Here is a 14,921-nt window from a genome sequence, read left to right on the forward strand (position 1 = left end):
TTTATGAAAGAGAACCGTATTTCTCCTCATATTCCCGAATCCGAGCTAACACTTCATTCACACTTTCAGTGAGTTCGCTACCCATCTTTTTGTATTCCTCATCCTCTCCCATAAGGCTCATAAGTGCATACCAAATTGGTTTGTAGATGTCTTTAAAGCCGTATTCTTCCATTTCAAAGAATTTTTTGGCTTGATAGTATTGACCTTTGGCGATCAATAAAATTAAGTAATCTTGAATATTTAGATCATGTTCTTGTTTTTTGGAGCTACACCATTCAATAAATTCAATATAACTTTCTTCAAATCTTTCACATTTTAACTTCATTAGTGCCAATGAGTAATAACCATTAGGTAACATGGTGTTATGAATATCAAACATTTCATCATAATTTGTTTTTGAATATCGCTGAATAATTTTATCTTGCGCCATGTGCAATTCATCAATTGCATCTTCTGCCTCCAATCGTTTAATTATAATATCAAGAATTTCACCTATGTCTTGTTTGTTTTTAATTTTGAGTAGATTTTTTTTAGCTTGGTCAGTATTTTGTTCTCTAATTCCTTTTATTCCAGATAATAATAAATCCAAATCAGATTCACTTAATTCCTCAGCAAGATCTGATTTTATTGATAATAAATATTCCATAGTTTTTGACTTTAACTTATGTTCCATATCTACACCTATACCTGCATGACTTAACGCTTCCGCCATATGATACGCATGATTTGGACTCACTTCAGTTGTTTGCAACGAATCGATAAGTCTTTTTGCCCTCTCCTCCAACTCCTCTTTCGAATACCACGATTCCAAAAACTTCACGAGCCATTCAACCCGCTGTCGGTCTTTTTTCCGTCCGTAACGCATCAGATACCAGATGTTAAAAAATCGTTCCTTGATCTTGTAAATCTTGTTTTTCCCGATCGATTCGGATTCGACGATCTCGTATTTTTCTAGCTGTTTGAGCTGTGAGGAGATCGCTTTGCTCTCCAGTTTCGTTTTTTTCGCCACTTCACGGGTGAACATCCCATCCCAGTTCATTGCGATTGTATGGACGATCTCCTGCAACTGCGGAGGCAAATCATCCATACGGTGTTTATAGAGCGGTGTTACCTCATCGAGAATTTTGAGCAAATCATCAAAGGCATTTCCCCCATCATCCATCAAAATATCAAAAAGCATTACAAGTGTTCGCGGCACCCCGCCCGTCAATCGTCGCAATGTTTCAATCCGCGCAGGATTGGTTCGAATCAAAGTTTCTATCTGCTCTTTTTGATCTTCTTTGGCAATAGCACGGAGAAAGGTGTGGGCTTCGGATTCATTGAACCCGCGCAGTTTGATAATCTTGAAAAACTGGTAAAACGGTTTATCGTATTTGTGGTGCTGTTCGAGCATATCGGTGGAGCCACCGATGATACGAATCGACGAAGAACTGAGCAAAATTTCGCGTAATCTACGTTGTTCTTTGATGCTTAGTTTACCGATCAACTCATCGATGTTATCGATCAGCAATAGTAATTTTTTCTCCGATTGGATAACGGTGTTTTCAAAGAGGGAGAAACTTTTCAGCTCATAATCATCATCCTCAAAATGCCCTTCCATCTTATCCAGTATATCAGGGAAACTATCGGGATAGATACTTTGTAGATAATCGGCAACCTCTTCCCACAGTCGGCTAAGGGAGCGGATTTGATACTGCTCTTCGGAAAATTTGACGGGTACAATACGCTCCGAGAGGTCAGGAGAGTTTTTCACCTCAAGCAACACCTTTCGCAATAACGTCGTTTTTCCCTGCCCACGTTGACCGATGATAATATAGTGTTGTTGCGGTACCGTATGGTTGGCTGATTTTATATCTTCAAATATTTCATTAAATATGTCCGTGCGAACGACGAAGCGCGATAGGAACTCTCGCTCTTCCATCTCATCAGGGGTGTATTTGTAGCGTGAGTAATTAGTTAGCGACATTGTTATACCACCACATACGCAAAATCGGGGAATTAAAACGGTATATATTTGGATCGTCACTGTTATTGATATAGCCATCATAGACGAGAGTATGGACAATCTCTTTAGCTATGTCATGATCCAAATTATGTTTTGAAATCAGGTTCGTAATCGATGATGATTTGATCGTATGTTTGTCAGATATAACATTCAAAATCTCTTTTGCGAAGTTGTATCCTGTCGGTTCAAATGCCTCTTTGAGCTTGCTTTTCCAGTGTTCAAAGTGATTCTTATGTTGAAGTGCCGCAGTAATGGCACAGTCAATATTCTCATTTGTAAGTGATTCTTTGCTAATTGCTTTCGCCTCTTGTAGAACAAGCTGAATATAAAAAGGGATCAACCACTCAATTTTCTCTAATAAATACGTAATCGCTTCATTATCCACTTCTATCTCTTTACATAAAGCGCGAGTAAATACAAAAGCATCCTCAAACACCAAAGGAGGTATTTTTATACTGTTTAGATCATTAATCGATTTTGTTGCACCGATTCTCGCAACCACACTTTCCAATCCGATGGAACCTGCATATATAAACGTTACTTTTTCCAATATTTTAGGATTTTGTCGCAAGCTCCGTGCAGTTCGTAAAAATGATTCGGCTTGCTCCTTACTCTGATATTTAATGATATTCTCTACCGCTTGGGCAAATTCATCCACCATGATGATGAGCTTTTTTTCTATCTGCAATTCTGTTACAAATTTTTCAAATGCTGCTGCATAATCCAATGTTTCCCCATCACCGAATTCGATTCCCGATGTCGAAACTTTTTTTACTTTCCCCGCTAATTCGCGTAGTGAAGCTGCCAATTTTGCGGCATAACGGTGCGTTTGAGAGATAAATGTTTCACTCGTTAGTGTATTAAATAGTTTGTGCCAAAATTCATGCTCATTATCCGCCGATTCAACATCCACAAACGCGACAACATACCCATTACGTGGTTCATCGTACATTTTGTACATGACAGAAGTTTTACCGACACGTCTCGGAGCCGCTATCAAAATGTGCCCGCCTGAGTCCACTGAATCCCAAATACGGTTTATCTCCGTATCTCTCGCCCAAAATTGATCTGCACGCGCTACTTGTCCAACACATAATTGCATTTCAAGTTCCTTGACAAAATATTTATTGTCATTCTATCTGACAAAATATTTATTGTCAATGATTCTGACAAGATATTTATTGTCATATCTAATAAGAAGAAAATATTAGGAGAAAAAAGATACACTCTCTTATGGCAAAGAAAAAGAAAAAAATGATAAAACTCAACCAATCCATCCGCCATTTTTTCGGCGATGAAGGATTTGACGAGGGGATTGAGCGGGTTTCGACCGAATCGCTGATCGCCCTCGCCCATACACTGGGAATATTTAACGGTACTACTGATAAAGCGGCCCTGATTAAAAACTTCCGCCGTTTGTGGTCGGAGGGGGAGACCGACAACCGCGAGATGATCGTCGCCTTTTTCAAAAATGAGGGGAAAATCTACCCCAACCCCAAACCCAAAGAAAAACCCCATGAGCGAGAAGACAAGATTGATGAGCTGTTGGAAGCCTTTGAAATCACCGAAGCCGAACGACGTGATTTGCACGCTTCGTTTATCGATATACGCACCCGTAAAATCACCCCAGAGAAAATAGCGTCGAAGCTAGAGCACATCCGCTATACCAAAAAACGCGAATCCCTTGAGAAAGCGTTAGAGGGGAAATTCAACTATGATGATACGATGGAGTATTACGCTCCGATCACCTACCGTATCGACAGTGAAACATTTACTAAAATCCATGTCCTCAAAACAGCACCGCTGAATGAAAAACGGCTCCATGAAGAGAGTGTAGAGACATTGGTACCTGAGATCACCGAACTAAAGTCAGCACTAACAACACTAAAACAAGAACAAACCGATCTGTTTTTATCGTCTATCAATCTCACCAATCATCGCTACTTGACCAAAGAACAAATCATATCTGCACTCAAAAGCGCCCCGCCATCGACCCAAACCTACGGGACGCTCAACATTACTATTTTACGCGACGTATTAGCACACCATTTACACACGCCGCTGATCTCTGTCGGAACCGATGATTTAATCATCGAAATCGAGAAACAACTTCTGCTTCCTCATCGTAATATACCGCTCGAATATACCCTCTCTCTCCATTTGGATGCACAGGAATTGAGCCGACAAATCTGGAACGAAGAAGAGCTCACTATCACTACGATGGTAGAAGAACAAAGCACCCATGAAGAGAGGGCTTTTTTAGTTGAGTTAGAACATTTAGTCCATGAGTGCCGTGAGCGTTCCAAACTGCTCGAAATGAGTGAAGAGCTTCTTTACGGTGTTGTTTATGAACTTCTCCTTCCCTATCTCACCCTTACCCCTCACATCAGTTCTAAAACAACTCGACGGGTTCTATTTGCTTTTGATCAACGCAATGCGAATGAACTGCTCAAACGTCAGCGCCAAGCGTTGTTAGCGCGAACCGTACGTGATTTTAAAAATCTTTTTCCCCTTGCGCGCTCCCTCCGCCGCCGCCTTATTTTTCATACGGGACCCACGAACAGCGGTAAAACCTATACGGCATTTCAACAGCTTAAAAAAGCGGGGACAGGATACTATCTTGCCCCTCTGCGTTTGTTGGCGTTAGAAGGGTATGAGACTCTTCGGGATGATGGGGTCAGTGCATCCCTCATTACCGGAGAAGAGCAGCTGCTTGATGAGGATGCAACCCATATCAGTTCTACCATCGAGATGTTGAGCTTCGAAGTCGAAGTCGATTGCTGTGTCATCGATGAGGTACAAATGATCGATGACCGCGACCGGGGATGGGCGTGGGCAAATGCTATTATCGGTGCTCCGGCTAAAACGGTGATTATGACGGGTTCCCCCAATGCCCGTGAGGCGATTATCGCATTAGCCGAATACTTGGGTGAGCCGTTGGAGATTGTCGAATTTGAGCGGAAAAATCCCCTCGAACTTCTCAAATCACCGACGTCCATCGATGCAATTGAGCCTAAAACCGCCGTTATCGCCTTTACCCGTTCCAATGCCCTGCGGCTGAAACAACAACTTTCCAAAACGTACCGTACCAGTGTCATCTACGGCAATCTGAGTCCGGAAGTACGCCGTGAAGAAGCACGCCGTTTCCGTGAGGGGGAGACCGATATTCTCGTCGCCACCGACGCGATCAGCATGGGTCTGAACCTCCCGATCAAAACCCTGTTGTTTTCCAAAGCGGACAAATTCGACGGGCAAAACCAACGCAATCTCACCGCGACCGAAGTACGACAGATTTCAGGGCGCGCTGGACGATACGGGTTGAGTGAAAAAGGGTATGTCGGAGCACTAACAGGTGATGTGCTCAAAACCGTTACCAATCTCTTTACTAAACAAATCGAACCAATCGCATTGCCGTTTAACGTCATGGCAAACTTCGATCATATCATGCTTGTTTCCACTATTTTGGAAGAAAAATCTCTCTCAAATATCGTCGATTTTTTCGTTGAAAATATGAAGTTCGAAGGCCCTTTCCGTGCGGCCAATCTCGAATCGATGCAGGAAGCCTCCGCCATCGTCGATCATTACGATCTCGATATGCGAACCAAATACACCCTTGCTACGGCACCGCTCTCCACCTCATCGCCGCTTGTGATGGCGGCATTCGAGCGCTATGTACGTGCATTAGAGCAGAAAAAACCGATTGCCTACATCCCGCCGCAACGGTTAGGAAATTATGCCCTCTCAATGGAAGAGCTCCAAGAAGCGGAAGATCGGATCAAAGAGATCAGTCTCTATCTGTGGCTATCGTATCGAATGGGGGAATATTTCGTGGATGCAGAAAAAGCACGAGCGTTTCGGGGGGAACTGAACCGTTTTATCGAGAACTCGCTTCAGCAAAGCCATTTTGTCCCACGATGCAAAACATGCGGAAAACCGTTAGCACCTAACGCTGAGTTTGCCATCTGTCAGAGTTGTTTTCACAATCTAAATCGTGCAAAAGCACATACGACAGCTCCCACTAAATTTCAGCCAAAAGAGAAAAGACGCTCTACTTACAGAGGCTGATCGCTCCTCTGCATCTGGATGAATGCATCAACTATATACATATCCAAGTGGTGTTTCATGGTCTCTTTCATCAAATGAAGTGCCTCGAACGAACTCAACCGCTCTTTATAGGGACGCTTTGTCGATAGTGCATCAAATACATCACACACCCCTATAATTCGAGCGAAAATAGTGACTTCTTCTTCTCTTAATCCATCCGGATAACCGCTTCCGTCGAGTTTTTCATGATGATGGCGTATTCCATCAAGAACCCGCTCATCATGAATTCCGATTTTCATTGCAATCGTATATCCATAGGAAGGATGATGTTTCATTTGTTCATATTCATCATGCGTCAATAACCCATTTTTGTTGGTTATAGCATGATCGACTTTGCTTTTTCCTAAATCGTGCAATAATGCAGACATCCCAAGCTCTTCAAGCTCATTAGCATTTAGTCTCAAATATGACCCTAAACTAAGCGCATAGACGCAGACATTGATCGAATGGGTATGGGTATAATAATCATACGATGTAATTTTTATCAATGACTCAATCGCATGGGTATCACTAAAAATTGTATCAACGAATTGGTTAACCACTTTCTTCGATTTGGGAACATTTTCAAGGGCTTCAGGATCATCAAACATCTCATTAAGGATAATAGAGGCCTGCCGATAGATAACAGCTGCTTTTTTTGTAATAGCAATATGGGTGTTTTGAGATACAGCTTGAACAATAAAGTCGATAAATTGATTGTAAATCGGCTCATCTTCTTGACAGATATAGAGGGCTTCGAGCTGATCCATCTTCTTTTTAATCTCATCGTGCAACGGTTTATTTTTAGGAAGAAAAAGCTCCTTTTCGCCGCGAGTTCCTACTGATTCATACAAATTACATTCTATTACATCACCGACGTCAAGAAGCCATTTTTCGATTTTGACATAAATCTGTGTCTCTTCTAAAGGAATAGCATGAAAAATACGGATTCGCTTCACCGTCTTTACATCCTATGTCAATAATTCTGAATAATCATACTGCGAAGGATTTAAAAAAATCTTTCCTTCACGGACACTAAGGCGTTCGTCACCTTCTTCTGCAACCGATTCAAAGCGGTTTTTTATTTTTTTCTTCTCTTTGTCTTTGATCCGCTTCAGTTTTAAAAACGATTTCAATGAAATCCACTCTTCGATAACGGTATCCACAACATCCGCATTAATTGCTTCCTGCATCACCGCTTCTTCATTCGCATGGGAGAGAAATTTCGTCGCAACAACATGCAAAACGCTTCTTAGCTGCGCATCACGCTCTTTATAAATCTGTTCGACTTTGATCCGCTCGTCAATCAACATTTGCTCACGCTGATCGCGCAAACGGGTTGTCTCTTTCTCAAGGCACTCTACCTTGTCACGTAACCGAACATTTTCTTCTTCGATGTACTGCGTATAACGGTTATCACTCACGAGGTTAGTCACTGCGTTATTCTTTGCCGCTTCTACCGCAACATATTTCACCCCGTTTTCGACAATACAATTCAAACTGCCGCGACGGATACGATTATGAATCGCCTCTTTGGATACGTTGAAATACTCTGCCGCATCGGCTATCGTCATTTTTTTCATGATTTTCCTTGTTTGTGTAACATTCGGATAAATGCATCTACCATATTCATATCCAAATGCCCGACCATCTGCTGTTTCATTAGTCGAAGCGAATCAAAAGAACTCATCGGATCTTTATACGAGCGCTTTGTGGAGAGAGCATCAAACACATCGCATGTCCCTATAATACGGGCAAACTGACTGATTTGATCTCCTGTGAGATTATCAGGATAACCACCGCCGACAATCTTTTCGTGGTGATGACGAATCCCACTCAAAATTCGCTCATCACTAATACCCAGTTTTAATGCGATCTCATGTCCAAGGGCAGGATGGAGTTTCATTTGCGTAAACTCCTCATCACTGAGTTTCCCATTTTTATTGATAATCTCATAATCAATTTTGCTTTTTCCCAGATCATGTAAAATCGCCGCCATCCCCAACACCTCCAGATCTTTCCCCGCTATCCCAAGATAGGAACCCAGACTAAGAGTGTAGATACTGACATTGATAGAGTGGGTGTGAGTATAGTAATCGTGCGCCGTAATCTTCATCAGAGACTCTACCGCACTGTTGTCCTGTAAAATGATGTCGATTAAATTATTGACAATCGGCTGAGCATTTTTGACATTTTCGAGCGATTCCGGATCTTTAAACATCGCGTCAACCGCTTCGCTCGCTTTTGCATAAACCAAACGCGCTTTCTCTTCTGTGGGGATATCACTGTTTTTGGCAATACTTTGAAGGTGTTGAGCAACATACTCGTTATAACGCTCTTCATCTTCTTCGCTCACATAAAGTGTCTCAATCTCACGAAGCTTTACTTTCGCATTACCGTCCACCGCAGTATCGCTTTGGAGGAAAAGGCTCATAGCACTTTTAGCTTCATTGGGCAAAAAAAGGTTAAAGTTAATCTCAGACCCCTCAGTTATGAGCCGTTTATCGATCGCTTTATACCGTTTTTTGCTCACTTGAGACCCTTAGCGGAAATTTTCAAATACGAGAGGAGCATCCCACTCAAGCGATTTAATGTGAGCCATAATCTTTTGAAGCTCATCAATCTGTTTGGATTTCACACGGATGTAATCACCCTCAATCGCCGCGCTTGCTTTTGTTTTGAGATTTTTAATCTCTGCCATAATCTTTTTGGCTTCTTTGGACTCGATGCTATCCACGATTTTATAGGTCGCTTTTCGTGCTCCCCCGCTTGCATCCTCGGTTTTTAATTCTTCGAGTGCTTTGGAAGAGAGCCCTCGTTTAATAAGTCGTGCAATGACAATATCTTTGAGAGCATCGAGTTTGTTATCGCTTGAAGCGAGGAGGATAAGCTGTTTCTCTTTTTCACGGTAGTTGATTTCGTAGGTAATCCCTTTAAAATCATAACGACCGATTGCCTCTTTTTCAGCTTGGGCAATCGCATCTTTGAATGCTTGGAGATCAATTTTTGCGGAGATATCGAGAGAGTGTTCTGATGCCATACTAATTCCTAACTGTTTTATAACAGTTAGTATAACACACTAAAACCTTAATGTTTTAAGGGGTTAAAACATCGGGCTTCCAAAATCCAATCCGCCGCCAAACGCCATTGCCGCATTGGGATCCTGATATCCCATCATCGCACTTTTCATCCGCAACATCGTTATGTCTTGTTTAGGGGCAATATTTTGCGGACAAACAGGGACACATTCGCCGCAGAGGGTACAGTCCCAGATTCCGTTTGTTTGGATCGCCGCTATCTTCGTATCACTTCCATTTTCCCGAACATCATTTACATAACGCCACACACGGGTAAGGGCAAAGGGACCGATAAAATCAGGATTCACCGCATATACGGGACAGGCGCTGTAACACGACGTACATAGGATACAGTCGCTTTGCGTCTCAATACGGTTCGCATCTTCTTCGCGTACTTTTCCTTCGTGTGAGCCTTCGCTCCACGCAGAAGCGACACGATTAAAATGCTCAACCATACCGGAATCAACCACCAGATCCCGAATTACACGGGCATTACGGATCGGCTCTACACAATCGCCATCGGAGGGTTTATACTCACACATCAACTGCTCACGCCCATTCACACGAACGGCACAGCTTCCGCATACGCCGCTTCGGCAACCATGAGAATAGGTCAAAGTAGGATCAATTTTGGTTTTGATATGATTAAGCACGGTGAGTAAAGTAACGTTATCTAACTCGACGTTATAACTTTGTGCTTCATTATCAGTACTGCGTAAAATTTTAATTTCCATCAGTCGCACCACTCCCGCTCTTCATCTTCTTCATCCTCATAAGGGTCTTCACAGCATCCCTCCTGATTCGAATCTTTATCGTCATCCCAAACTTTATCATCACCCAACATTTTTATTGTATAAAATCCGCGCATAGCACTCCATCCTCTTTCCATGTAATTGTGTGGGCTCCGAACATTCGGTCATTACGCGCAGGTGCATCGATACGGTAATGCGCCCCTCGGCTCTCGACGCGGCTGATCGCACACACAACGATAATTTCGGCCAACTCGATCTTATTTCCAAACTCGATAAATTCGACCAAATTGGTATTGCATATTTTCGACTTATCGCGAGGTCCCATAAACGGCAACTCTTTTTGCATCTGACGGATCGCCCCAAGCACTGCCTTCAGCCCCATATCATCTCGAACTAATCCCACATTGTTATAGAAGATATTAGCGAGCATCTCCTGTTTTTGGTAAAAATCAATCTGATTGGTGAAATACATCACCCCACGAACAAAATTGGTATCTTTAGCTAACTGTGAGCTTTCACCTACAGGAGCAGAGGATTTATCTGCATATTCGGTCGCGTTTTTTCCGCACTCACGTCCATAAACGACAAGTTCCAAAAGTGAATTACCCCCAAGTCGGTTCGCACCGTGGGTTTTATGATTGGCACACTCACCAACGGCAAACAAGCCACTCACACTACTCATACATGCGGCATTGACTTCGATTCCCCCCATGCTGTAATGGGCTGAGGGTTTAATCGGGATAAGTTCATGTACCGGATCAATACCCTCATAGATTTTTGCGAGTTTGCGTTCTTGAGGCAGTTCATGATCGATAAACTCTTCCCCTAGATGGCGGATATCGAGATAGACCGCACCGCTTTTATTTATCTCATCATGGATAGCACGGGCAACGATATCACGGGAAGCGAGCTCATCGGTAAAGCGATCCCCCTGCGCATCCACCAAATACCCGCCTGCACCACGAGCACTCTCAGAAATCAAAATCGAGGAGCCTTTCAGCGCCGTAGGGTGAAACTGGATAAACTCCATATCGGCAAGTTTTGCCCCCGCACGTACCGCTGCCGCCAAACCATCACCGGTTGCCTGTACGGAGTTTGTTGAATGTTTACCATAAAGTGCGCCGTATCCGCCCGTCGCAAGTATCACAGCATTGGCACGTATCTCTTCGACCTCACCCGTTTCGATATGTAAAAACGTCGCTCCTAACACACGGTTAGCAGTTTCGTCTACAATCAGATTGAGCAAAAATCGCTCGTTTTTAAATTCTATCCCTGCTTTGAGGCATTGGTCGTAAAGGGTATGAAGGAGTTTAAGCCCCGTATAGTCTTGCGCATAACAAGCACGAGGCGCACTCGCTCCGCCTAAACGCCGACGGGCGATTTGCCCTTCTTCGTCACGACTGAAAGGTAAGCCGATACGGTTGCACCACTCTATCGCTTCGGGTGCTTTTTCACACATAAATGCGATCCGTTTTTCATCTCCCAATCCAGCTGAGGATTTGAGAGTATCAGCAATATGGCTTTCGATCGTATCATTAGAACTCAAAACTGCGTTCATCCCTCCCTGAGCCATCGAGGTTTGTGAACGTGTGGGAAGTGTTTTGGAAGCGACAATAACCTCTGCCCCGCTCTCACGAGCTGACAATGCGCTCACCAATCCTGCACCGCCGCTGCCGATAATCAATACTTTCGCCATAGTCTGACTCCTTATTATTGCGATTTTACCCGATGGAGTGTTAGCTCTCACTCAAAAAGATTGACTAATTTTTTGGATAAAATAAACTATGCAAACTTTATTCTCTATTATGGGTATCTACCTCTTTATCGCTGTCGGTTTCGGTGCCAAATGGACCTTCAAAGAAAAGATCGATGATCGTACAATTACCTTGCTCAGTGTCTATTTTTTACAGATTTTTCTCACCTTTTGGGGTTTGCTTAAACGTCCTATCGATACCGAACTCCTCTTTGCCCCCTCGCTTTATCTGGGAATTTCCCTTTTGGCTTTGTTACTGATGATTCCTCTGGCTAAAATTCTTTTTCATAATCCCAAAGAGCGTTCCATTGCTACCGTTGCCGCACTCATCGGCAATACGGGAAATCTCGGTATTCCTTTGGGTATCGCATTGTTTGGAGAGATGAGTGTCCCTTATCTCACCCTCATCAATCTCGTCAATGTCTTCGTCGTTTACACTATCGGGGTTTTCTACTATTCACGTGGAGAGTTCAGTGTGCGCGATTCGCTCATAAATATTCTCAAACTTCCCGTACTCTGGGCAGCGATGGTGGCAATCGCATTGAATCTCATCGGATATGTTCCCTCTCCTGCTGTGGATAAAACACTGATGATGGGGGCATATGCCTCGATGACGATGCAGTTGGTACTCTTTGGGATTTATCTCTATGGTATCAAGTTGGGAGAAATCAATCTGCGGCTCACCACTTGGGTAAACGGAACAAAATTTCTTCTCATACCGCTGATCGCATTTGTTGTGTTAGGAATGGTGGAGATGGATAGTACTGTGAAAGGGATTTTATTTTTAGAGCTGATCGTTCCACTGGCGGTGGCTAACGTGAACCTCGCCTCACTCTATAACTGCTCCCCTCGTACTGTTACAGTAGAGGTATTTACGACTTCCGTCGTATTTTTGGGAATTGCACTCGTATTACCTACGCTGTTACAAATGTTTTAATATTATCGATTGTAGCAGCAATCAATCGCTCACGCGCTTCACGAGACGTCCATGCGATATGGGGAGTGATATAAAGACGTTCAGGATGTTTTACCGCTAACAGTGGGTGTGGTGTTTTCATCGGTTCTTTCACCAATACATCCAGTCCGACAAAAATCGGTTTCACATCGATGATCACCGAAAGGGCATCCTCATCGACAATTCCGCCGCGTCCGAGATTGAGCAATACCGCACCGTCTTTCATCTGCAACAGTTCAGAATGAGAGATCAGATTTTCGGTCAATGGATTGAGTGGTGCATGAATGGAAATAATGTCACTATTCTCGATTAGACGGCTGAGGGTCGTTTTCTCAAAATCGCTGTTCTCATTTTTTCCCGAGGTCGAGTAATAACAGACATTTGCACCGAAAGCTGACGCGATTTTTGCCACATTGCGGCCGATTTCACCCAGTCCGATAACTCCCCATGTCTTACCGCGCAATTCGCTGAATGAGGGGCCGATATGGGCAAATACCGCTTCACGCTGCCACTCGCCGCTTTTAACGTATTCGTCATAGTATCGGCTGTGACCCATCAGGTAAAACAACATCGAAAATGTATGTTGAACAACGGCATCGGTCGAATAACCTGCCACATTTTTGACGGTAATCCCGCGACGTGCCGCCGAGTCGTGATCGATGTTATTCATCCCTGTCGCCGCAATACAGATGAGTTTGAGATTTGGTGCCGATTCCATCACGGCATCGTTAATCACCACTTTGTTCGTAACAATCACCTCTGCATCACGTACACGCTCCGCTGTTTCATCAGCGGATGTCGTCTGATGGACAATAACCTCGCCTAAGGTATCAAACCCTGCTAACGTGGTGTCACCATACGTTAGTGCATCAAGTATTACGATATTCATGCGTCTTGAATCTTTTTAATCAATTTTTTCGCTTTTTTAAGCGCTTTATTCACTTTGTCAAACACCAAAACAACCGCCATACGACGTCCGACATGCGCTTCGGGTTTCCCGAATACACGGACAAAACTGTTATCATCAAACAACTCATCCGCAACATCGATCACCGGTTCATGCGATTCAACAGTCGATTTGAACGCCGCACTTGCACCGTCACCGTAGAACGTAAATCCAAGAGGAAGCCCAAGTACTGCACGTACATGAAGGGCAAATTCGCTTTGACTTTGGGTAATGAGTGTCACCATCCCTGTATCATGCGGACGTGGACTCACTTCGCTGAAATAGACTTCATCCCCTGCCACAAACAACTCAACACCAAATAGCCCTTTACCGCCCAATCCGTCGGTAATCGCTTTCGCTATTTTCTGAGAACGTTTGAGGGCTTTTTTGGACATCTCCATCGGCTGCCAGCTGTAAATATAGTCACCGTCTTTTTGGATATGCCCGATCGGCTCACAAAATACTGTCTCTACTCCGTTACGCGCCGTTAACAACGTGATTTCATAATCAAAACGGATAAACTCTTCGACGATCAGTTCACTCGCATCGCCGCGTGCCTCTTTGGCAATTTCCCATGAGTTTTCCAAATCAAACGGACTATGCGCGATACTTTGTCCGTGTCCTGAAGAGCTCATTACCGGCTTGATAACACACGGAAAGCCGACATCTTCCGCTGCTGTGCACATATCTTCGTACGTGCTCACAAAATGATAACGACTGGTTTTAAGTCCTAACTCCTCCGCAGCAAAACGGCGGATATTTTTACGGTTCATCGTTTTGTTAACCGCTTCGGCATTGGGTATAACACAAAACCCTTCGGCTTCTGCTGCGAACAATGCATCAATACTGATGGCTTCTATCTCAGGGAGGATATAATCGGGTTTCTCTTTGCGGATTATTTTAAGAACCGCTTCTTTGTCTTGCATATTCACCACGTGGGAACGGTTAGCGACCAAATGTGCCGGTGCATGCGCGTAACGATCTACCGCAACTACTTCGATTCCGAGACGCTGTGCCTCGATCGCCACTTCTTTTCCGAGTTCGCCGGAACCTAACAACATGATTTTTTTGGAATTGCTTTTGAGAGGTGCGCTAAAGAGCATAGAATAGCCTTGTGCAGAAATTATTACACGAAGTTTATCATAGGGTTCGTAAAGGTTTTGTTACAAAGGGGAAAATTGAAGGAATTGAGAGGGTGTAACCCAAGCGCCGAAGCGCAAGAGATTACAGGCGAGATTCGTAACGTCGCATCATATACAAACGTTTTAACATCTTTTTGCGAGCGCTGATTTTGAACTGTTTACGTTTTTCAGTCTCTGTAACATGGTTACGACGAGCACGAGCTTCAGT

The 14,921-nt window shown here is 43.6% G+C and carries 13 protein-coding genes and 1 pseudogene; 2 read left to right on the forward strand and 12 right to left on the reverse strand.

The annotated features are described in order from the left end of the window. Position 1: 1 nt before the first annotated feature. Together PHI47_RS12750 and PHI47_RS12755 are read right to left on the reverse strand one after the other, a co-directional pair. Positions 2-1,966 (reverse strand): NACHT domain-containing protein, encoded by a 1,965-nt coding sequence (locus PHI47_RS12750; protein WP_299938088.1) that lies wholly within the window; start codon positions 1,964-1,966, stop codon positions 2-4. Then, complete coding sequence (locus tag PHI47_RS12755) at positions 1,953-3,107, reverse strand: ATP-binding protein (protein WP_299938091.1); 1,155 nt, start codon at positions 3,105-3,107, stop codon at positions 1,953-1,955. The genes PHI47_RS12750 and PHI47_RS12755 overlap by 14 nt, the downstream gene beginning before the upstream one ends. A gap of 131 nt (positions 3,108-3,238) precedes the next feature. On the opposite strand from PHI47_RS12755, the gene PHI47_RS12760 reads away from it, so the two are divergent. Further along, positions 3,239-6,070 carry a helicase-related protein gene (locus PHI47_RS12760; RefSeq protein WP_299938093.1) on the forward strand — a complete coding sequence of 944 codons (2,832 nt, stop codon included), beginning with the start codon at positions 3,239-3,241 and terminating at the stop codon, positions 6,068-6,070. On the opposite strand, the gene PHI47_RS12765 is transcribed toward PHI47_RS12760, so the two are convergent. From PHI47_RS12765 to PHI47_RS12795, 7 genes are all read right to left on the reverse strand, one after another. Further along, complete coding sequence (locus PHI47_RS12765) at positions 6,058-7,047, reverse strand: HD-GYP domain-containing protein (protein WP_299938096.1); 990 nt, start codon at positions 7,045-7,047, stop codon at positions 6,058-6,060. The genes PHI47_RS12760 and PHI47_RS12765 overlap by 13 nt on opposite strands. Before the next feature lie 12 nt (positions 7,048-7,059). Then, on the reverse strand, positions 7,060-7,671 hold the full coding sequence (locus PHI47_RS12770; RefSeq protein WP_299938098.1) for a DNA-binding protein: 612 nt from the start codon (positions 7,669-7,671) through the stop codon (positions 7,060-7,062). Next, positions 7,668-8,621 (reverse strand): HD domain-containing phosphohydrolase, encoded by a 954-nt coding sequence (locus tag PHI47_RS12775; RefSeq protein WP_299938100.1) that lies wholly within the window; start codon positions 8,619-8,621, stop codon positions 7,668-7,670. The genes PHI47_RS12770 and PHI47_RS12775 overlap by 4 nt, the downstream gene beginning before the upstream one ends. Before the next feature lie 9 nt (positions 8,622-8,630). Next, on the reverse strand, positions 8,631-9,128 hold the full coding sequence (locus tag PHI47_RS12780) for a YajQ family cyclic di-GMP-binding protein (protein ID WP_299938103.1): 498 nt from the start codon (positions 9,126-9,128) through the stop codon (positions 8,631-8,633). A 63-nt stretch (positions 9,129-9,191) separates the two neighbouring features. Continuing rightward, positions 9,192-9,899, reverse strand: a complete 708-nt coding sequence (locus tag PHI47_RS12785) for a 2Fe-2S iron-sulfur cluster-binding protein (RefSeq protein ID WP_299938106.1) — start codon at positions 9,897-9,899, stop codon at positions 9,192-9,194. After that, the gene (locus PHI47_RS12790) at positions 9,899-10,033 is read right to left on the reverse strand and encodes a hypothetical protein (RefSeq protein WP_299938109.1); all 135 of its coding nucleotides are present in this window, start codon (positions 10,031-10,033) and stop codon (positions 9,899-9,901) included. Before PHI47_RS12790 ends, PHI47_RS12785 begins: the two co-directional genes overlap by 1 nt. Beyond that, positions 10,012-11,613 (reverse strand): FAD-dependent oxidoreductase, encoded by a 1,602-nt coding sequence (locus tag PHI47_RS12795; protein ID WP_299938112.1) that lies wholly within the window; start codon positions 11,611-11,613, stop codon positions 10,012-10,014. Before PHI47_RS12795 ends, PHI47_RS12790 begins: the two co-directional genes overlap by 22 nt. Before the next feature lie 88 nt (positions 11,614-11,701). On the opposite strand from PHI47_RS12795, the gene PHI47_RS12800 reads away from it, so the two are divergent. After that, positions 11,702-12,607, forward strand: coding sequence for an AEC family transporter (locus tag PHI47_RS12800; protein WP_299938115.1), 906 nt, complete (start codon positions 11,702-11,704; stop codon positions 12,605-12,607). On the opposite strand, the gene PHI47_RS12805 is transcribed toward PHI47_RS12800, so the two are convergent. From PHI47_RS12805 to PHI47_RS12815, 3 genes and pseudogenes are all read right to left on the reverse strand, one after another. Then, positions 12,585-13,514 (reverse strand): D-2-hydroxyacid dehydrogenase, encoded by a 930-nt coding sequence (locus PHI47_RS12805; RefSeq protein WP_299938118.1) that lies wholly within the window; start codon positions 13,512-13,514, stop codon positions 12,585-12,587. The two genes, PHI47_RS12800 and PHI47_RS12805, sit on opposite strands and share 23 nt — an antisense overlap. Further along, on the reverse strand, positions 13,511-14,674 hold the full coding sequence (gene purT, locus PHI47_RS12810) for a formate-dependent phosphoribosylglycinamide formyltransferase (RefSeq protein ID WP_299938121.1): 1,164 nt from the start codon (positions 14,672-14,674) through the stop codon (positions 13,511-13,513). The genes PHI47_RS12805 and purT overlap by 4 nt, the downstream gene beginning before the upstream one ends. A 121-nt stretch (positions 14,675-14,795) precedes the next feature. After that, positions 14,796-14,921, reverse strand: a pseudogene (locus tag PHI47_RS12815) (30S ribosomal protein S21); the annotation flags it as partial.

The organism is Sulfuricurvum sp., from assembly GCF_028713855.1.
Lineage (GTDB): Bacteria > Campylobacterota > Campylobacteria > Campylobacterales > Sulfurimonadaceae > Sulfuricurvum.